This window comes from Methylophilus medardicus, assembly GCF_006363955.1.
GTDB classification, from domain to species: Bacteria; Pseudomonadota; Gammaproteobacteria; order Burkholderiales; family Methylophilaceae; genus Methylophilus; species Methylophilus medardensis.
The window spans coordinates 2,210,482-2,229,363 of sequence record NZ_CP040948.1 but is presented as its reverse complement, the minus strand read 5'-3'; the positions used below and the strand labels follow the sequence as shown (position 1 = coordinate 2,229,363).

17 protein-coding genes are annotated in these 18,882 nt (G+C 50.4%); 10 read left to right on the top strand and 7 right to left on the bottom strand.

Annotated elements, in window-relative coordinates; all coding sequences use genetic code 11:
• Window positions 1-66 precede the first annotated feature (66 nt).
• Window positions 67-621, top strand: coding sequence for a thioredoxin family protein (locus FIT99_RS10570; RefSeq protein ID WP_140004249.1), 555 nt, complete (start codon window positions 67-69; stop codon window positions 619-621).
• Here FIT99_RS10570 and FIT99_RS10565 read toward each other — a convergent pair.
• From FIT99_RS10565 to FIT99_RS10550, 4 genes are all read right to left on the bottom strand, one after another.
• Window positions 602-1,357 (bottom strand): hypothetical protein, encoded by a 756-nt coding sequence (locus FIT99_RS10565; RefSeq protein WP_140004248.1) that lies wholly within the window; start codon window positions 1,355-1,357, stop codon window positions 602-604. The genes FIT99_RS10570 and FIT99_RS10565 overlap by 20 nt on opposite strands.
• 46 nt (window positions 1,358-1,403) lie before the next feature.
• Entirely contained in the window at window positions 1,404-2,093 is a 690-nt protein-coding gene (locus FIT99_RS10560) for a PEP-CTERM sorting domain-containing protein (RefSeq protein WP_189524748.1), read from the bottom strand.
• A 115-nt stretch (window positions 2,094-2,208) separates the two neighbouring features.
• Window positions 2,209-4,098 (bottom strand): sensor histidine kinase, encoded by a 1,890-nt coding sequence (locus FIT99_RS10555; RefSeq protein ID WP_140004246.1) that lies wholly within the window; start codon window positions 4,096-4,098, stop codon window positions 2,209-2,211.
• On the bottom strand, window positions 4,095-5,354 hold the full coding sequence (locus FIT99_RS10550; RefSeq protein ID WP_140004245.1) for a transporter: 1,260 nt from the start codon (window positions 5,352-5,354) through the stop codon (window positions 4,095-4,097). Before FIT99_RS10550 ends, FIT99_RS10555 begins: the two co-directional genes overlap by 4 nt.
• Before the next feature lie 121 nt (window positions 5,355-5,475).
• On the opposite strand from FIT99_RS10550, the gene FIT99_RS10545 reads away from it, so the two are divergent.
• The 3 genes from FIT99_RS10545 to FIT99_RS10535 all read left to right on the top strand — a co-directional run bounded on the left by FIT99_RS10545 (window position 5,476) and on the right by FIT99_RS10535 (window position 8,207).
• The gene (locus FIT99_RS10545) at window positions 5,476-6,111 is read left to right on the top strand and encodes a response regulator (RefSeq protein WP_140004244.1); all 636 of its coding nucleotides are present in this window, start codon (window positions 5,476-5,478) and stop codon (window positions 6,109-6,111) included.
• 163 nt (window positions 6,112-6,274) lie between these two features.
• Window positions 6,275-7,093 carry a PEP-CTERM sorting domain-containing protein gene (locus FIT99_RS10540; RefSeq protein ID WP_140004243.1) on the top strand — a complete coding sequence of 273 codons (819 nt, stop codon included), beginning with the start codon at window positions 6,275-6,277 and terminating at the stop codon, window positions 7,091-7,093.
• Window positions 7,094-7,190: 97 nt separating this feature from the next.
• Complete coding sequence (locus FIT99_RS10535; RefSeq protein ID WP_140004242.1) at window positions 7,191-8,207, top strand: Gfo/Idh/MocA family protein; 1,017 nt, start codon at window positions 7,191-7,193, stop codon at window positions 8,205-8,207.
• Window positions 8,208-8,263: 56 nt separating this feature from the next.
• Here FIT99_RS10535 and fae read toward each other — a convergent pair whose 3' ends face one another.
• Window positions 8,264-8,815 carry a formaldehyde-activating enzyme gene (fae, locus tag FIT99_RS10530; RefSeq protein WP_140004241.1) on the bottom strand — a complete coding sequence of 184 codons (552 nt, stop codon included), beginning with the start codon at window positions 8,813-8,815 and terminating at the stop codon, window positions 8,264-8,266.
• Between the two features lie 258 nt (window positions 8,816-9,073).
• Here fae and tkt point away from each other — a divergent pair, with 258 nt between their 5' ends.
• Window positions 9,074-11,059 carry a transketolase gene (tkt, locus tag FIT99_RS10525; protein ID WP_140004240.1) on the top strand — a complete coding sequence of 662 codons (1,986 nt, stop codon included), beginning with the start codon at window positions 9,074-9,076 and terminating at the stop codon, window positions 11,057-11,059.
• 125 nt (window positions 11,060-11,184) lie between these two features.
• On the opposite strand, the gene FIT99_RS10520 is transcribed toward tkt, so the two are convergent.
• Window positions 11,185-12,039 (bottom strand): transglutaminase family protein, encoded by an 855-nt coding sequence (locus FIT99_RS10520; RefSeq protein ID WP_140004239.1) that lies wholly within the window; start codon window positions 12,037-12,039, stop codon window positions 11,185-11,187.
• Window positions 12,040-12,059: 20 nt separating this feature from the next.
• A complete protein-coding gene (locus FIT99_RS10515; RefSeq protein ID WP_140004238.1) occupies window positions 12,060-12,857 on the bottom strand; it encodes a transglutaminase domain-containing protein in 798 nt (265 codons plus the stop codon).
• A 260-nt stretch (window positions 12,858-13,117) separates the two neighbouring features.
• On the opposite strand from FIT99_RS10515, the gene FIT99_RS10510 reads away from it, so the two are divergent.
• The 5 genes from FIT99_RS10510 (at window position 13,118) to pepN (ending at window position 18,862) form a co-directional block, all read left to right on the top strand.
• Window positions 13,118-13,993 (top strand): PA4780 family RIO1-like protein kinase, encoded by an 876-nt coding sequence (locus FIT99_RS10510; protein WP_140004237.1) that lies wholly within the window; start codon window positions 13,118-13,120, stop codon window positions 13,991-13,993.
• Between the two features lie 173 nt (window positions 13,994-14,166).
• Window positions 14,167-14,502, top strand: coding sequence for a zinc ribbon domain-containing protein YjdM (locus FIT99_RS10505; protein ID WP_140004236.1), 336 nt, complete (start codon window positions 14,167-14,169; stop codon window positions 14,500-14,502).
• A gap of 540 nt (window positions 14,503-15,042) precedes the next feature.
• The gene (locus tag FIT99_RS10500; RefSeq protein ID WP_223261190.1) at window positions 15,043-15,306 is read left to right on the top strand and encodes a hypothetical protein; all 264 of its coding nucleotides are present in this window, start codon (window positions 15,043-15,045) and stop codon (window positions 15,304-15,306) included.
• A gap of 407 nt (window positions 15,307-15,713) precedes the next feature.
• Window positions 15,714-15,944: a hypothetical protein gene (locus FIT99_RS10495; RefSeq protein WP_140004234.1), complete on the top strand. Its 231-nt coding sequence runs from the start codon at window positions 15,714-15,716 to the stop codon at window positions 15,942-15,944.
• 311 nt (window positions 15,945-16,255) lie between these two features.
• On the top strand, window positions 16,256-18,862 hold the full coding sequence (pepN, locus tag FIT99_RS10490) for an aminopeptidase N (protein WP_140004233.1): 2,607 nt from the start codon (window positions 16,256-16,258) through the stop codon (window positions 18,860-18,862).
• Window positions 18,863-18,882: the final 20 nt, after the last annotated feature.

Here is an 18,882-nt window from a genome sequence, read left to right as displayed (position 1 = left end):
CAAGATTCACCTCACCGACTGAATCACGTACCATAGTGGTTTCAATGATCAGCAGGAGTCATTTTAATGGCAAGCATTAGCCCACCCGTGTGCGATTTTGGCTGGAAAGCCCCCGAATTCAACCTGCCCGATGTCTATGGCAGTATGGTCAGCCTTGCTGACAGTATGGGCCCGCGTGGCCTGCTGGTAATGTTTATCTGTAACCATTGCCCATATGTGAAGGCAATTCTGCCGCGCTTGATCGCTGACGTCACCGCATTAAAAGCACTGGGTGTGAATACGGTGGCTATCATGTCCAATGATCCCTCGGATTATCCTGAAGACAGCCCTAGCGAGATGAAAAAATTGTTTGAGGCACTCGCGTTACCCTTCGCCTATTTACTGGATGAAACCCAGCAGGTCGCGAAAGCTTATGATGCGGTGTGCACCCCAGATTTTTTTGGCTTTAACAAAGATTTCGCCTTACAGTACCGCGGTCGTTTTGATGAAAGCCGTAAAGAGACCGCCCCCGAGAGCACACGAGAGTTATTTAAGGCCATGCAGCAGGTGGCCGAGACTGGTGCAGGTCCGCGCGAGCAGATTGCCAGCATCGGCTGCTCTATTAAGTGGAAAGATGCCTAAGTGAAGTTGATGCGCTAGCATTTGCGTTGGCACTATGCGCGGTATGTGCACCAGCAAGTGCCAAGGCAAGCTGAATCACCGCGTTTTTTCTGCTAAGTATAAGCAAGGTGACCAAACCACTGCCTAGCAAGCTTCGATTAAGTGGCTCAGGCACCGGGTTGGCGAGGGTCGTGGCGTAGACCACATCATCCACAGCAAATGTACTGGCACAACATCCGGTCCCTGAAAATACAATACGGTTAAATGCCATATCAGAGGTGAAGCCGAGAAACCCGTTGAAAGATTGATCATTGACATAAGGGTCGGGCGCTGCATACGAAGCAATGTGATGATATTCACCCGTGCCGGTCCCAATACGGTCAATATTGATAGATAGTAACTGCAGGCGACTATTGTTCATCTTCATGCCAAATGCGGTGATCGGCTGATTAAATATCAAGTCCGCCCAGCCACCGTAAGAGATGTTGAGGTAAAGGTTGCCTGTGCCGTTGATGTCTATCGAGGTTGACGGCGCGTCAACTATCGCATTCCCATTGACGGTGAAATCGGCGATCGCCGCCCCTGCGCTGCTGGCGGCAATATCAGCACTCACATTGTTAAAGGTTTCGGTGCTGAGTGTGCCTGCTGCGGCTAAAAAACTTGCTTGATCGCTGTAAACCGTGAATGCAGCAGAAGCCGGGGCGGCCATCGTACTGGCAAAGCAAATAGCGATGACCTGAGTGATTAGACGATACATGCGGTTCTCCCTATTGCAAAAATATGAATCAATCAGGCCGTCATTTTTAAGTAGTGGTATCGTTTTTACGACGCAGATTAATTAGACTCATCAAGCCCAGGCTTAACATTAGGGCTAAAGATGGCTCCGGCACGCTGCTCACCATTTGTCCATACTGGATATGATCTACTTCAATGCCACCGCCTGTGCCGATCGTGATCGATTTAATCCCACCTGCAAATTGCACTCCAAAAAAACGGTCATCGCCGGTGGTGCCGCCAAAAGTGTTGTCTGGAATCCCATTAAATGCGTTAGAGCCAAGCGATTGACCATTGGCATCTTGGGCACTAAAGGTAATTGTGCCTGAGCCATCGGTCCAGACGAGACCAAAGGCGGTTGGCAAGGGGCCGTTGCCAACAAAGGTAAACGTCACTGTGCCGGAAAACCAACTGCGCCCGGCGGTCCCGAAGCCGTCAATGTTGCCATCATCCGAATCTACCGAATCTGCAATGCCAGTAGGGCCATACACAGCGCCATTATTTGCGCTCAGAGAGGCATCCAACGAACCATCCTCAAGCGTGTCTAGCAGCTGTGGGCTGCCGCCGGCATAAAAACCGACAGGAATATCATTTGCGGAAAGGTAAGCGCTTGGCCCCCAGAAGATTGCCGTTGAAGTTGCAGCTTGTGCGGCAGTGAAGCTACTTGCGAATAATGCTGCCACAACAATCCGGCTTAGGTACTTTTTGCATGAACTCATAAACATCTCCTGTGAATGGATGGCTAAATTAATACGATCCAATACTAGTGAGTTTTGTGTGCTAAGTGCACCCCCTGAACAGGGGGGCAGAACAGGGTAAAGCAAGCGACTAGGGTCAGGTCTGTTTGACTTGTAAATGTTGCCGGGGCAGGCGGAGGCTCAGTCGAAGTCCGCCGTTGTCAGCGGACGCAAAGTGGATTTCTCCGCCCAATAGCGCGGCCCGTTTTTGGATATTGCTTAAACCACGTCCTTTGGTATTGTCGTGAGTGTTGGGCAAGCCGATGCCGTCATCGCAGATATCTAGTTGCAAGTAGGCATGATTTGCACACAAACGGATGCTCACACGCGTAGCCTGGGCATGCCGAATGACGTTGGAGACGGCTTCGCGAATAATCCGGCCTAGATTGAGCACTTGCGGTTGTGTTAGGTGCAGGTGCTCCTCACAAATTTGGTTATCCCAAATCAGCTGAATATGCACATCACTTAGCCGTTTTTCGCATTCAATGCGGTAATCTGCCATGGCATAAGTGACGGGTACACTCTCTGCGCCGGCACGCGAGACCACATCGCGCAAGTCTTGCAACGCAGATCGGGCCAGCTCGGCGTTGTGCGGTGTTTGCGCCCGATACACCAGCGTGAGCAACTTCGCACCAAGATCGTCATGCAAATCCTGATAGATGCGCTCGCGTTCTTCAAGCGTGGCCTGCTCTTTGAGAATCGATTGTAATTGTTGAAAGTTTTGGTTGAGTTCTTGGTGTTTTGAAATGACCCGTTGTTCAAGTTGCAAGTTGAGTTGCTCGTAGTTATTGAGTGCGCCCACGTAGCGCGAGGTCATCATCAGGCCCACGATCAGAAATAGCACGGGGGCAGAAAACTGCATCAGATATTCTTCCCCAGTCATCCATTGGTTGAGTCCTGCAATGTTGGTATGGATCAGCCAGTCATGAAAAGCAAACAGCAAAATCAGACTCAGTGTCAGTAGCAGTAAATTTGCGTCTTTATTACGATGCACAAAGCCTTCTCTGGCCAGCAGCGTGAGGCCAAACACCACCACTGCCATGGTCAACAGATGCCAGAAATCCGTCGCTAGGGTGAAATAAGCCGCGGGCATACACCACAAGCTGATCGGTGAAAGCACTAACATGGCCCATAGCAGGCGGTTAAACCGCTGCAGACGAATACCGACAAAATCCAGCAACGAAATGAGCCACAAAGTCGCAATGGCTTGAAAGCTGGCATTGACCAATAGCTCCCACTGCGGGGTAGGCAGCGGTGCCGTGATGATATAAAAATTGAGTGATTGCAACGCCCAGATAAAAGCGGCCAAACCAAACAAGCCATATGCTGTGTCTTGTCGGCGTCGCCACCACAAGCTCAGCATTAACAAGCCGATACCGATAATCAGCAAGCTTGAGGTTTGATTAAGGGTGATGCGAATAAACTTTGCCTGCTCATAACGAGGCTGCAGGTTCTGCAGCAGGTTGATCTCTGGCGCATAGAGCATGCCCTGTGAATGGCGTGGTGCCAATATTCGAATATAGAGCGTGTTGTGTTTTGTTTGTAGCACGCCGGGCGCGATGTTAAACAACAGCGGACGGTTCCAGTAGCGGGCGACTGGCTCGCTGAATGCACCCCCTGAGCCCACTTTGTGACCGTTCAAATAGGCCTCGCCATTGAGGCTTAGTCGTGAAAGATAAAGTGCATAAAGCTGTTGCGGGTCTAGCCCGGGGTAGTCAAATTCAAATCGATACCAGCCGTGGCCATCGGCTTGTGGATGTTGAATCTTCCACAGATCAGGCATATTCACCGCTTGCCAAGCTGCTTGCGCATTGGGCGGCGTGGTTTGTGCATTGGGCGTGAACCAGCCCTGGGTCAGATTGACGCCACTGGCAATTGCAGCCATGGTAGGAAAGGGCGCACACACCAACAGCAAGCAGAGTATGCCGCGCAACCACCGCTGGCGTGCAAAATAAGCAAAGCGTCTTGAGTGGGTGTCAACGATCATTTAAATAGGGTGATCACTTGGAGGTAAATATCGCTCACATCGACAAAATTACGGCCAGCAAAGGTTTCTTGTAGCTCTAGTTTTACAATGATGGGCAGTGGCAGTTTGCCTTGCTGCCAGGCCTGAATGCCGCTCCATGAGGCGCTGATGCGGTACTGGTCGGCGCGTGTGAAGGTGTTTTGTTGCAGGCTAGCGGTGTCCGTGCCTAAGCTCGAGCGATAGGTGTCTGATTTTTTTTCGTAGCGGTGCCAAGTGGTCGATACCCGCCAATTCGACCAGCGGTAGCCAAGTTCAATGTCCGTTTCGTAGTAGTCTCCTAGGTCACGTCGTAAACGTTGTTTGCTACTGGCCAGGGCTAATACTTGACCTGGCTCGGGAATGCGCATGGTGGCCTTGTCAGCGGTTTGCCAGTTGTAATCCGCCAGCAGGTGCAAGTCGAGATTGGCGCCAAGGTCACGAAAATACTCAAAACGTGTGCGAACGTCTTGACTGCCGTCGCCTAGCGGGGTGTCCAACAAGTTATCTGGGTCATCTTTTTTTGCTAGCCCTAATCGCAGGCCCAGCCCGATAATCAGGCTCTCTCCCGGCGCTTTGTATGCGCGCCACAACACGCCAAGGGTGGGATCGCCTAGCCCCTCAGTGCGCGTATTCTGTAGGGCTTTATACTGATAACCAAAGGCGGGGTTGCTGAGCACATTTTGCACACCGTTGGTGCCCATCGGCGCGATACCCCCGCCTGCTGGGGCAAACGGAAAGTTTGCTGCCCCCAGCGGCTGGTTAGCATCAAAAGAAGGGTTTGCGCCGACATTGCCGCCGTCCACGGCAAACTGGATCTTCGTTTGTGACATGGCATAAGGAATGATGGCGCCGAAGGTGATGTCCTGCGTGAGGCCGTAGCCGAGCGTGAGAATACTGATCTGGTTGTTGGTTTCGCTTTTAAAGCGCGTGTTTCCCAATGAGGCACTTGCGCCTAATGCCGATAAAGCCGGAAACACATTGGCATTTAAATCGATGGCATCGAATTTTGCCCCCAGATCACGCAAGCGGCCGTTGTCATCAAAACGGTGGTCAAAATGATTACTGCGTTGCTCGAATCGAATCCCCCAACCCCCTGCAGGCGCCATCGTTTCTAAGCCAAAATAAGCTGAGGTGGGTAAGGCTTCTTGTGCGGATGCAGGCGCCATGGCACACATACTCAATACGAAAAAATACGGTTTAGCAGACAAAGTGCGCAGGCAAAGTGTTGTATTGGCCATGAGTGTATTCTAATTATTTTAAATGGGAGCCCCCTGTTTGCGGGGGTGTGCTACCTAGAATTTCGTATATAGTCACTCTAACTTAATTTATTTGCAATCAATCAAACTGGTCAGCGTTGCCATGAAAACAGCTTTCATTCTTGAAGATACCCCGGAGTCGCAAGTATGGCTGTCAGAGGTGTTGCGCCAAAGCTTTCCTGCTATTCATATTCAATCAGCCAATACGATTGAGCAAGCACTGGCATTATTGCCTACCCTGCCCGCGCAGGACATCGCCCTGATTGACCTGAGCTTGCCCGACGGCAGCGGTGTCAGCGTCATTGAGTGGTTCAATCGCCACTCATTGCACACGATTTGTGTCGTAGCCAGCATTTTTGACGATGATAATCATATTTTTCCTGCATTACGCGCCGGTGCGCATGGCTATTTACTCAAAGATCAGCCACAGGCGGCGATCGTGCAGGCGCTCAACGGCATCGTCACCGGGCAACCTCCTTTGTCGCCAGCCATTGCCAGAAAGTTATTGCGCCATTTTCATGAGCCTTTGCCCGAGCTGCACGCGCAAGCATTACTCACCGAGCGTGAGAAAGAGGTGCTGTCTATCATTGCCAAAGGCATGACCATGGTCGAGACTGCCAATATGCTTGGCCTCAAGCGCAACACCATTGCCGGCTATGTGAAAGAAATCTATCGAAAATTGAACGTTTCCTCCCGGGCAGAGGCGGCCATCAGCGCGCAAAAAATGGGTTTAATTTAGTCCGCATCAAAGATTTGAAAGGCAATTGGATACAGAGGCGGGCGACTTCCATGCAGTCAGCCCCCCCTGTTTGCGGGGTGTTTTTGTTGATCTTTATGCGCTAGAGTCCTTTAGATATCGTGTTTGCTCTTTTCAAGGTTCACTTCATCGAAAGGTTGATTCTATGCTTGGATTACTTCGTTACGCTGTTCAACATCAAAAGTCCGCGGCCACGCTCGCACTCTGTTTTTTTCATCTAGCTGGTAATGCCCAGGCGACCAGTCTGGTCGTGGGGGATATGACAGACATCGATTGGCATGCCATTACAGTCAATAATACCAATGCATCCACAGAGCTCAAAACGGTGGTTGCCAGCGGGGGAAATCCTGGTAGTCACTTGCAAATGGGCGTGTCAAAATCAGACTACGATAGTCCAATTGCATCCGACGGTAAGAGATACACGCCCGGTGTCACAATCGCTATGATCTATCAATTCGCCTCTTGGAACCCCGCCACTGACGGTGTGCTGACCAGCCTCGATATCCGTTTTGACGCAAAGACGCTGGAGTCAAGCTACTCAAACAACAGTGCGGGTTTTTTAACCGCGGCAATCGAACAAAACGGTCGCATCTATCATTTGTGGGACAATTTAACCTCTGTCACGAATAGCAACTGGCAAAACTTTGGTTTTAATACTGTGGCAAGCAACGACTGGCAGAGTTTAAATGCTGACTTTGCTAGTCAGGGGATTTTTAGCACTGACCGACCTGATTTCACCAGCGGAATGTTGCGTTTTGGCGTTGGTTATGTAGCTTACAACCTATGTTATGTATCTTGTGATGGCTTTAACGCAAAAGTTGCCGTGGATAACTTCAGCGTCAGCGTCAACGGGATTGCCCCTAGTGCGATTAGTCCTGTCCCGGCCCCAGCCGCCATTTGGCTGTTTGCGATGGGCTTGCCGGTGTTGGGTGCGCTGTTGCGACGCCGCCAGTTGTCGGTTTGATGCTTTATTGGTGGTGTGATTGAAAGGCTGGATATCCAGCCTTTTTTTGTATGGGTGCGGGGTATAATAAAGCTCGTTTAATGGATGGGATGGAAAGATGAGCAAACAAAGGCTGAAGTGGGGAATTTTAGGGGCGGCCCGTGTCAATGAGCGCTTACTTCCGGCCATCATCGCGGCCAATAATGCGCAGCTGGTAGCGATCGCCAGTCGCCGTGCAGGCGCGGCACAATCCACCCTCGATAAATACGCCCCTGGCTACAATGGCGTGACTTGTTATGATGATTTAGAGGCATTGATTGCAGATGAACAGGTGGAAGCAGTGTATTGTCCGATGGCCAACGAGGAGCATGCCGAGTGGGCATTGAAAGCGATTCAGGCCGGTAAGCATGTGCTCATCGAAAAGCCAATGACGACGCATTTGGCGGACATCGACACCATTGAGTCTGCGGCAAAAACCAAAGGGGTGACGGTGATGGAAGGCTTTATGTACCGTTTTCATCCACAGCATGCCAAAGTGGCTGAACTCATCGCCTCTGGCCTCATAGGTGACGTGCTGTCTTGTCGCGCCAGTTTTTCCTTCTTAATGGCCCCCGCGCGCATGTATCGCATCAGTCGTGATATGGCCCATGGCGGCGGTGCCATGTGGGATATCGGCCCTTACGCCATCCATGCCTTGCGCTGGTGTTTTGGCAAAGATAATGTGCCTGCTGAGCCAGAGCACGTCGTTGCTTACGGCAAACTCAACAGCCATGGTGCCGATGTGGTGGCCAGCGGCGTGTTCGACTTTGGCGCAGATGCACAAGGCCGCGCCCGATTCGGTCACTTTGATGTTAGCTTTGAGCGCGGCCGGAAGGCCGAATATGAAATCATCGGCGACAAAGGCTGGATCAAATGCCACAACATGTGGGCCTATCCCGGGGATGCCCCGGTCATTAGCTGGGAGGCCGCTGGTCAGTCCGAGACCATTGTGTTGCCAACAGCCAACCACTTCAACCTCGAAATCGAGCACTTTAGCGATTGCGTGCTTTACGGCAAAGCCCCGTTGCTGACATTTGACGATGCCCGCGGCAATTGCAAAGCGATTGAAGCAGTCATCGCTGCATTAAAACGATGATTAGGTTTAAATAAAAAAGGATGCCAAGGCATCCTTTTTTTGTGCGCTTTTGTGGCTTAAAGCTTGCCGTCTAAGCCCATTTGGTAGTATTTGTGTACGATTTTTTCTTGATTTTCAAGTAACCAATCAATGCTCGGTTCATTTCGCAAAGCTTTTTGAATCGCTTTAAAAGTGGCCTCTCGGTGGATGTCAAACAGCGCTTTGTGGTCGATTTTCTCTTGTTCAAGAATTGCCGGGCTGAGCCATACCGAGACGATAATGCCTAAGTCATTGGCTTTTTCCTTGGGGATGTCACCACTGCGCACCGCATCCAGTACGCCATTGGCAATCGCGCCTTGTACCGTGCCCATCAAAATATTGGTATAACGAGGATCTTTAACCGTGACTTTGCTCACCATTAGGGTGGCAGGGCGCACCATGATGTCGGTGTTCATAATCGCGAGAACGCGGGTATGCCCTTTCACTTGGTCGCCGAGTAAGTTGGCAAATGCCGTTCCCATCGGGCCGTTCATTTCGCCAATCGCCACTTCTGGTTCAGCTGCGGTGCCCGGCGGGCCGCCTGCGACCAAGGCTTCACCCACGCGCATGATAATTCGTTCGTCAGACATCTGGATTCCTTTACAATCAATGTGTTTCACATGGTAGGGGAAACCTGGACCGAAAGCTACCCATGAACCTTGCAGACTGGCCTTTTTATCGCAAGCCCACAACCAGAAAAAGGTGATTAACGCTTGAAGAAAACCGGGTTCTAGTGAATAATCTAGCCTTTCCGTAAAAGGCGGCTTTTCTGGCCTTTTTAAAGAATTCAATCAAGGTTTTGCAGCATTTTGTGTAAGACCGCTCACTTTCACTCTAGGGAGAAAACAATGGCAACTCGTGTCGACTTGTGCAACGCCATCCGTGCTCTGAGCATGGACGCTGTACAAAAAGCAAACTCCGGTCACCCAGGCGCACCTATGGGCATGGCTGAAATTGCTGAAGTATTGTGGAACCACAATCTGAGCCACAACCCAACTAACCCACAATGGGCTAACCGTGACCGCTTCGTGTTGTCAAACGGCCATGGCTCTATGCTGATTTACTCCTTGCTGCACCTGACCGGTTACGATGTGTCTATCGATGACATCAAAACGTTCCGTCAATTGCACTCCAAGTGTGCTGGTCACCCTGAGTATAGCTACGCACCAGGCGTTGAAACCACGACTGGCCCATTGGGTCAAGGGATTGCGAACGGCGTTGGTTTCGCGATGGCTGAAAAATTGTTGGCCAACCAGTTTAACAAGCCAGGCCACGACATTGTTGACCACTACACATACGTGTTCTTGGGCGACGGTTGCATGATGGAAGGCGTTTCTCACGAAGCATGTGCACTGGCTGGTACTTGGGGCTTAGGCAAGTTGGTCGCTTTCTGGGATGACAACGGTATCTCGATCGACGGTCACATCGAAGGTTGGTACACAGACGACACCGCAGGCCGTTTCAAGGCATATGGCTGGCACGTTGTTTCTGTCGATGGCCATGACCAAGCGGCGATCCAAAAAGCTGTAGACGAAGCGAAATCTGTGACTGATAAACCATCACTGATCTGCTGCAAAACCATCATCGGTAAAGGCTCACCAAACAAATCTGGTTCACACGACTGTCACGGTTCTGCATTAGGTGACGCCGAAGTGGCTGCTACCCGTGCTGAAATCGGCTGGCCACATGAGCCATTCGTGATTCCTGCTGACGTTTACGAAGGTTGGGATCAAAAAGCCAAAGGCGCTGCACGTGAAGCTGCTTGGAACGACAAGTTTGCGGCTTACGAAAAAGCATTCCCAGCAGAAGCTGCTGAGTTCAAACGCCGTATGGCCGGTGACTTGCCAGCAAACTGGAAAGCAGAAACAGACAAGATCATCGCTGCAGTGAACGAAAAAGCGGAAGGCAATGCTTCCCGTAAAGCGTCACAAAACGCGATTGGTGCTTTGGCGCCATTATTGCCTGAGTTCTTAGGCGGTTCAGCTGATTTGACTGGTTCTAACCTGACTTCAACTGGTAGCTTCGTGCACGTAGATGCGAAAAAACCAGGTAACTACATCTCTTACGGTGTACGTGAATTCGGTATGGCTGCGATCATGAACGGTGTGGCATTGCACGGTGGCTTGTTGCCATTCGGCGGTACTTTCCACATGTTCTCTGATTACATGAAAAACGGCATGCGTATGTCAGCGTTGATGCATCAACGTGTGGTTTACGTGCTGACCCATGACTCTATCGGTCAAGGTGAAGATGGTCCAACGCACCAGCCCGTTGAAAACACTTCTGGCTTGCGTTACATCCCACGTATGGATGTATGGCGTCCAGGTTCAGCGACTGAAACAACGGTTGCATGGGTTGCTGCTGTTGAGCGTGCAGAAGGCCCAACCAGCTTGGTATTGAGCCGTCAGAATTTGGCTGGTATCAAACACGAAGCGTCACAACTCGAAGCCATCCGTAAAGGTGGTTATGTGTTCTCCGACGCGGCTGGTAAAGCAGATGTGATCATCATCGCTAACGGTTCAGAATTAGATTTGGCAGTGAAAGCCGCTGCTGAGTTAACCGCTGCTGGTACTAAAGTGCGCGTGGTTTCAATGCCATCCACTAACGTATTTGACCGTCAAGACAAAGCTTACAAAGACAGCGTATTGACTCCAGGCGTTGTTCGCGTGGCTGTTGAAGCTGCTCACCCAGATTTCTGGCGTAAGTATGTTGGTTTAGAGGGTGCTGTGGTCGGTATCGACACCTTCGGTGAGTCTGCTCCTGGCGGCGCACTGATGAAGCACTTCGGTTTCACGGTAGAGAACGTTGTAGCTACTGTTAAATCTGTTCTGTAATTAAAGACAGATTGATCGAAATAAAAACCGCCTCCTTGTGGGGCGGTTTTTTTATGCCCCTTGAGGCCATCAGGACTTGGTCATTGCAGCGGGTTGAGAGCAAGTCGGCAAGCACGCGTCTTTGATCAGAGTAAATTCACCTGCACATTGACCTGCAATATAGGCGCCACATTGGGCCCGATAAAACTGCCAGCAACCGGAGGAACCGCTTCTGGATCGCGAGCGACCGCCACGGCGATATGATGCGTCCCCGTGACTTGTCCCGACGTTGGGTCAAAGCCTTTCCAGCCGGTGCCCGGCAAATACACTTCAGCCCAGGCGTGAGTGGTCGCATTGCCTACCTCGGTGGCCGGCGCATGTAGATAACCACTGACAAAGCGGCTGGCAAGCCCTAGATTGCGGCAAGCCTCAATAAACAGCGTGGCATAATCACGGCAGGAACCGCTGCCATACTGCAGGGTGGTAGCGGGAGATTGTACGCCTGCTGCTTCACGTGCCTGATAACGGAATTGGGTATAAATGGCCTGATTCAAGGTCGTTAGCAACGCAAACGTATTGTGCTGGCCATTGAGTAAACCAAGTTGCTGCAGCCATTGATGCACCTGAGTTTCGTCCTGTGCAAAAACCGGGCGCTGAAAAGCGGCCAGGTCAGCCCATTCGGCTTGCGCATAACTAAACGGATAATTGACCGCATAGGCATCCATCCAGAAATCCAGTGGCGCCTCTGCATAATGTTGAATCACCACTTCGCTGGCGATGGTCAGCCTGTCACTTGTCTGCAAAAAGTTGACCATCGCCAACGAGTTATCAAACACATCCCGCGACCAGCGGATCTCATAAGCGGGTGAGATGTTCAGGAGAGAGGATTCGATACGTAAATCGTGGCCTTCACGCGGCCGTATCAGCAAGCAATGTTGTTGCAGCGTCACCGGGGATGAGAAAGCATACTCCGTCAGATGTTTGATTTTAATACGCTTCATGGTGTCTGCATCACGCCCGGTTAACCAGGAGCGCCTGGGAGTTGGGTCACGCGGACACGCATCTCTTCAGGATGCAATGCCGGACCAAACTGATTAAAAATGGCCACATCGGCGGCATCGTGCCCATAGGCGACGGTCACTCGCCCGCCACGAGGAAAAGGTTGAGTCGGGTCAAAGGTATACCATCTGCCATTCACATAAGCCTCAAACCAAGCATGGAAGTCCATTGGTTGTAGTTCATGTAAAAATCCCACGACCATCCGGGCAGGAATACATAAGCCCCGACACAAAGCGATGCCCAAGTGCGCCAGTTCCCGGCACACGCCTTCGCGCTCTTGGTTGACCTCAACAGCAGAGAGCTGAAAGTGCGTGGAGTTGGTGTTGTAGCTGATATTTTCCCGAATCCATTGCTCAATGGCCGTCACTTGGTCATAGCCAGGCCTCACATTGGTCACGATCTGCTGGCCCAAATCAAGTAACTTGTCCGATTCGCAATAGCGCGAAGGCAATAGATAAGTGAGCACATCGTCTGGCAGATATTGCACATCGTCAAAAGGCGCACCGGGTGCGGTATCAATCCCATCGGCTGTTAAAATATCTGCCGAAGTGCTGATACAAAACTTGCCCACAGGCGCGACCAGACGCTGGCAAAGGTTGCCATAAGTGTCGGTATACTCAAACACAGGCACGCTAGGGCTTAGCGTATAAGATTGCCGCGCTACCCATTGCTGTTCGCCGCTACGCGGGCGCAACATTAGGATAAATGGGGTTGGGATACTGACATTAAACGTGATGTCACATTCAGTGCATAGCCACATGCGAACTCCTTATGTGGTGTATTCAGTTCCATTCTAGCTTGCTTTGATAAACACCGGGTATAGTATTTACTTAAATGTATCTAATCCGCGCATTCCCATACGTGCGCCAGCATAAATGAACTGCCCGCTTCGCGCGTATGAAACGAGAGATGACTGCAATCTTGCGCATAATGCATTCAAAAGTACGGGTAAGCGACAAGACTTGCCCCGTTTTTTTGCATTTAATGATAGTCTGAACACATTTAAGTTTAATCCGCATTATGAAAACCCCTACCAGATTAGCGCCGCTGATTGAAGATGGCATTGTCGATGAAGTCATCCGCCAGTTAATGAGCGGCAAAGAGGCCACCGTTTATGTCGTGCGTTGCGGCGAAGAAATACGCTGTGCCAAAGTGTATAAAGAAGCCAATAAACGCAGCTTTCGTCAAAGTGTCGATTACACCGAAGGCCGAAAAGTCAAAAGCAGCCGCCAAGCCCGCGCCATGGCGAAAGGCTCTAAGTACGGTAAACAAGCGCAAGAAGAGGCATGGCAAAGCGCAGAAGTAGATGCCTTATATCGGCTTGCTGCAGCTGGCGTGAGCGTGCCAACACCCTATCAATTTTATGAGGGTGTATTAATCATGGATTTAGTCACCGATGCCGCCGGCAACGCTGCGCCTAGACTCAATGATGTGGTATTCACGGCAGAAGAGGCTCGCCAGCATCATCAATCCCTCCTCAAAGAGGTGGTGCGTATGCTTTGCGCTGGTATCGTTCATGGCGATTTGTCTGAATTCAATATTTTGCTCAGTGCCCATGGCCCCATCATCATCGACTTACCCCAAGCGGTCGACGCGGCAGGAAACAACCATGCCATGAGCATGCTCGAGCGTGATGTGCGCAATTTGGCCGATTTTTTCGGTCAGTTTGCCCCTGAGCTATTGAGCACGCAATACGGTAAAGAGATTTGGGCACTATATGCACATGGCGCGCTGACGCCTGAAACAGTACTCACCGGCCAATTCAAACAAGATAACAAGCCGGTAGATTTAAAAAGCGTGGTGCGCGTGATTGATGCCGTGCGCGATGATGAAGCCAAAAAGCAAATGCGCTTGGCGGAAGCAAAAGCAGCGCTGCCTAAGCCCAAACGGTTTTAAAAAAGTCTATGCGACGCACCGTGCAGATCGCAACAAAAACCCGCCTTTTCGCTTGGCGGTTTTTTTTCGTCATTTAGTTTCAGCCAATCTAGACAAAATAGAGGATTCAACACGCTATTCAATAATAACCCTGTAAAATATATGGTTTTATTGTGTGTCCCAAGAAAGTCCTTATGTCATTACCCGCCTGCCCCAAATGCCAATCTGAATATACTTACGAGGACGGTGACAACTACGTCTGCCCCGAATGCGCTCACGAGTGGAGCAAACTAGCCGCAACTGAGTCTGATGAAACGAAAGTGGTGCGTGATGCCAACGGCAATGTGCTACAAGATGGTGACACCATCACCGTGATCAAAGACCTTAAAGTTAAAGGCTCTTCGTCAGTCGTCAAAGTCGGCACTAAAGTGAAAAACATCCGCCTGGTGGAGGGTGACCATGATATCGACTGTAAAATCGAAGGCTTTGGCGCGATGAAGTTGAAGTCGGAGTTTGTGAAAAAGGCTTAGCTCGGTTGCTAAAATAAACCAACGCTCAATCAACGGCGCTCAAGTAAAGCGGTACTGGTTGAGACAGATTGATCAAGTGCCTTATTTGAGCGGGTGATTGTGGCGTCAGCGAACCCACCCCCTTTTCTAATTATCCCTTCCAAGTCCCGCCGTATCGATACGCCGGTAGCTTTTGTGCAAACAAAGCGCATGTTCCGCACACAAACACCCAAACTTTTCCCTTTTTTAGTTGTACACGATATAGCACGCTGAATTCTTTTCTACAGGTATGGCAGATTTTGGTTTTCATGTGTGTGTCTCTAGGCAATCAATGAACTTTGACTGGCGTACGAGGCCATCGTGCACGCTTTGCTTATCGCCCATCGGTGGGCTAGCGCTTGGCGATGAATTTTGAATATTGATGAATCGTGGCATTTAATAACACAAACCATCTAAATAAAACAAATCATGAGTGGACGCGTAAAAAAGAAGCAAATTGCAACAATGAGTGAGTCATATCACGCTAATTTAGTTGCAGAGGAGAGGGTTTGTCCGCTCTGCATGCGGCCAGTTCCAAAAGCGCAGCGGGATGCGCATCATCTGATACCCAAATCCCGGGGCGGCGTAGAAACTGTCATTCTGCACCGGCTTTGCCATCGGCAGATTCATGCCTTGTTTACCGAAACCCAGTTGGCGCGGCACTATTCAACCGTTGAGGCGCTGAAAGCCCACCCTGAAATTGCCAAGTTTGTTGCATGGGTTGGTGATAAACCCAACCATATTCGCGCTAACATCCGGCGTAGCAAAGAAAAAGGCCACCTATAAACGAAATTTACTTTGGCAAGCACTGATGAATAAAACTTAAACCCGGGCGGCATGGTCATGAGTCCATATAGCGCAATTACCCAATGCCCATGACCAAAAGAAACTCCCCCAAAGATATTCAATCACTGGATGATTTGACGAATATTGATGAGATTGTGTTTGATAAACGCAACGGAAAACGCAGTCAGGAGAAAAAATCCAGGCGCGACAGGCATTACAAAAACCAGTTTATAAAAAACACCTTAAAAAGTTTGTTTAAATAATAATGGCGCGCTCTGCAACAGCATCACCGTTCAAGATGCTGTCTGAATGGCCTAGCGTAAACGGTCAATTGGCAACGCTGATGCACGCCATTCCGCTTTCGCATTTTCAGCCACAAGCCTGACGACCACTGACATGGAGCCCATATGATTAACCGCGTTTATTGGACCGAAGAAGGTCAGATTAAACATCAGGATTTTGATGACGTGGTGGCGTCACTCAAGTTCACGCATACGCTGCGCAAAAATCCACTGGTGCGTTTGATTGCAACTGCAATCAATGAAGATAGCATTGTCGGTGGATTTGGCGTTGATGGCGTGGAAAATGGCAAACTTCCCTCCGGTGAACCTTACGGCTGGAAAAAACGCAGGCCATAGCACACCAAGCTGACCCCTTGCGCATCAGTGGCTTCTGAGAGTGCATTGCCTGTCATGATTGCGTTGAAATGTAGTTTTTTCGCTCACCATGCAAGCGATCGAGAAGGGCTGGTCAGTTCGTATCGTGCACAACGGATTGGTAAGCTTGTGTTGGATAGCTTGATGCCTAAATAGCATGATTTGTGAGAAAACTATGGCATCCATCTAGATTGATTTCATGGAAAACCGTAGCTAAGCAAATTAAACCAATTCTCTTTGCGTCACTCTCAAATATAATCCCTCATTAACTCTTTCAATTTCAGGTCATCCTCATGCGAACCGAAAACGCTGTAGCACCCAAAACCATTTATCTCAAAGACTACACCCCCGCCCCTTATCTGGCGAAACAGGTGAATTTGAGTTTTAACCTGTTGCCGGGCAAAACCATCGTGACCTCTAGCGTTGACTATGTGAAAAACCCAGCGGGTGTGTCGAGTGATTTGGTGTTGGATGGTGAGGATCAAACCGTTATTTCTGTCGCGTTGAATGGTCAGCCGTTTGAGGATTACACCATCGCCGATGGGCAGATGACTATTGTGAATCCGGGACATGCGTTTAGTTTAACCATCGTCAGCGAGATTCACCCTGAAGCCAATACGGCGCTGGAGGGCTTATATCAATCGCAAGGCAACTACTGCACACAGTGCGAGGCCGAGGGCTTTAGACGCATTACTTACTATCAAGATAGACCGGATGTATTGAGCGTGTTTACTGTTCGCATTGAGGCGGATGCGCTGGCGTATCCGGTGATGCTTTCGAATGGTAATTTGCAGGAAGAGGGGATGCTGGCAGACGGCCGTCATTTTCGAGTTTGGCATGACCCTTTCCCCAAGCCTTGTTATTTGTTTGCGTTGGTAGCGGGCGACTTGGAGCGGGTGGCAGATACATTTACTACAATGACGGGGCGCAAAGTAGATTTGCATATTTATGTGCGCGCCGGCGATGAAGGCCAATGCAGTCATGCCATGGCGTCACTGAAAAAGTCGATGCAGTGGGACGAAGAGGTCTATGGCCGCGAGTATCAACTCGACCTGTTTAATATCGTTGCGGTCAGTGACTTTAATATGGGGGCGATGGAAAACACTTCGCTCAATGTGTTTAACACGGCGCTGGTGTTGGCGCATCAGGAGACGGCGACCGATAGCGACTTCATGAGTGTAGAAGGCGTGATTGGTCATGAATACTTTCACAACTGGACCGGTAACCGGGTGACTTGTCGCGATTGGTTTCAACTTTCGCTCAAAGAAGGTTTTACCGTGTTCCGTGATCAGGAGTTTAGTGCCGATATGAACTCGCGCGCGGTGTTACGGATTGACGATGTTAACACCTTGCGTCGCTTGCAGTTTTCTGAGGATGGTAGCCCGCTGGCGCACGCAGTGCAGCCTGACCAGTTTATTGAGATCAGCAATTTTTACACCAAAACGATCTACGACAAAGGCGCGGAGCTGATTCGCATGCAACACACGCTTTTAGGTGCCGAGACTTTCCGCAAAGCCACGGATTTGTATTTTGACCGCTTTGATGGCCAAGCGGTGACCTGTGATGATTTTGTGCAATGTATGGCGGATGCTTCTGGCCGCGATCTATCGCAGTTTTTCCGCTGGTATAAGCAAGCGGGTACCCCTAGCCTGCAGGTCAGTAGTCACTACGATGCCAGCCATCAACGGTATACGCTGACCTTTAAGCAGTCTCAGCCGGATACGCCGGAGCAAACGAACAAGCAGCCATTGCATATCCCGGTTGCGGTGGGTCTGCTGGATGCTTTTGGTCAAGAACTGCTGCCTACCCGCGTGCTGGAAGTCACCGAACGTGAGCAAACATTCACTTTCGCGGATATGGCCGACCGGCCTGTGCCTTCTATTTTGCGCGGCTTTTCTGCGCCGGTAAAACTAGAAACTGATTTGAGTGACGATGACTTGCGTCTGTTGCAAGTGTATGACACCGATGGCTTTAATAAATGGGAGGCCGGGCAAACCCTAGCATTGCGCACCATTCAGCGTGTCATGGATCAGCCTGAAGCGGATATCACGCAATTTGTGGCCGATATCGGCACACTGATTGCACAGGGTTTAAGCGGTCAAGGCGATAAGGCTTTACTGGCGCGGGCATTGAGTTTGCCTCTGCTTGGCGTGATTGCCCAGCACCAGGCGGTGATTGACCCGGCGGCGATCGACGCTGCGCGGACGGCCATCCTCATCCAAATCAAGCGCACGCACAAAGAGGCATTGGCTGCGCTCTATGATTTAAATCGCAATAGCGGCGAGTTTTCGATGACGCCTGAAGCCATGGGCCGCCGTGCCTTGCAGCATGCAGTGCTGGAAATTCTGACCGTTACCAATGGTACCGGCTGTGCTGCACGTTCAAAAGCGCACTATGATGCGGCTGATAACATGACAGACCGCGTGACTGCTTTGGCGTGTCTGGCAGATAGCGATCAGCCACAACGTGCGGAAGTATTCGCTGATTTTTATGCACGTTTTAAAAACTATCCGCTGGTCGTGGATAAATGGTTTTCGCTGCAAGCGATTGCCAATCGCGAGCAGATTTTTGAAGACTTGGCGATGCTGCGCAACCATGCGGATTTCAATATCAAAAATCCAAACCGTGTCCGTTCTTTGTATAGCGCGTTTGCAATTAACAACCCGGTGAAGTTTCACGACCCGAGTGGCAAGGGCTATGCCTTTTTGCGCGATGTGATTATTGAATTAAATACCATTAACCCGCAAATTGCTGCACGCATGGTGACGCCACTGCGTGAATGGAAACGCTATACCCCAGCCTTGCAAGCACAGATGCAAGCCGCGCTTGAGGCGATTTTAGCCACCCCAAATCTGTCAGGGGATGTGTTTGAAATTGTCAGCAAGAGCCTGAAAGGCTAATACAAAAAAGCGGAGCCTAG

Excerpts from the sequence above, each read along its gene's own strand:
- FIT99_RS10570 (WP_140004249.1), top strand. The coding sequence starts at position 67 with ATGGCAAGCATTAGCCCACCCGTGTGCGATTTTGGCTGGAAAGCCCCC.
- FIT99_RS10565 (WP_140004248.1), bottom strand. The coding sequence starts at position 1,357 with ATGTATCGTCTAATCACTCAGGTCATCGCTATTTGCTTTGCCAGTACG.
- FIT99_RS10560 (WP_189524748.1), bottom strand. The coding sequence starts at position 2,093 with ATGAGTTCATGCAAAAAGTACCTAAGCCGGATTGTTGTGGCAGCATTA.
- FIT99_RS10555 (WP_140004246.1), bottom strand. The coding sequence starts at position 4,098 with ATGATCGTTGACACCCACTCAAGACGCTTTGCTTATTTTGCACGCCAG.
- FIT99_RS10550 (WP_140004245.1), bottom strand. The coding sequence starts at position 5,354 with ATGGCCAATACAACACTTTGCCTGCGCACTTTGTCTGCTAAACCGTAT.
- FIT99_RS10545 (WP_140004244.1), top strand. The coding sequence starts at position 5,476 with ATGAAAACAGCTTTCATTCTTGAAGATACCCCGGAGTCGCAAGTATGG.
- FIT99_RS10540 (WP_140004243.1), top strand. The coding sequence starts at position 6,275 with ATGCTTGGATTACTTCGTTACGCTGTTCAACATCAAAAGTCCGCGGCC.
- FIT99_RS10535 (WP_140004242.1), top strand. The coding sequence starts at position 7,191 with ATGAGCAAACAAAGGCTGAAGTGGGGAATTTTAGGGGCGGCCCGTGTC.
- fae (WP_140004241.1), bottom strand. The coding sequence starts at position 8,815 with ATGTCTGACGAACGAATTATCATGCGCGTGGGTGAAGCCTTGGTCGCA.
- tkt (WP_140004240.1), top strand. The coding sequence starts at position 9,074 with ATGGCAACTCGTGTCGACTTGTGCAACGCCATCCGTGCTCTGAGCATG.
- FIT99_RS10520 (WP_140004239.1), bottom strand. The coding sequence starts at position 12,039 with ATGAAGCGTATTAAAATCAAACATCTGACGGAGTATGCTTTCTCATCC.
- FIT99_RS10515 (WP_140004238.1), bottom strand. The coding sequence starts at position 12,857 with ATGTGGCTATGCACTGAATGTGACATCACGTTTAATGTCAGTATCCCA.
- FIT99_RS10510 (WP_140004237.1), top strand. The coding sequence starts at position 13,118 with ATGAAAACCCCTACCAGATTAGCGCCGCTGATTGAAGATGGCATTGTC.
- FIT99_RS10505 (WP_140004236.1), top strand. The coding sequence starts at position 14,167 with ATGTCATTACCCGCCTGCCCCAAATGCCAATCTGAATATACTTACGAG.
- FIT99_RS10500 (WP_223261190.1), top strand. The coding sequence starts at position 15,043 with ATGCGGCCAGTTCCAAAAGCGCAGCGGGATGCGCATCATCTGATACCC.
- FIT99_RS10495 (WP_140004234.1), top strand. The coding sequence starts at position 15,714 with ATGATTAACCGCGTTTATTGGACCGAAGAAGGTCAGATTAAACATCAG.
- pepN (WP_140004233.1), top strand. The coding sequence starts at position 16,256 with ATGCGAACCGAAAACGCTGTAGCACCCAAAACCATTTATCTCAAAGAC.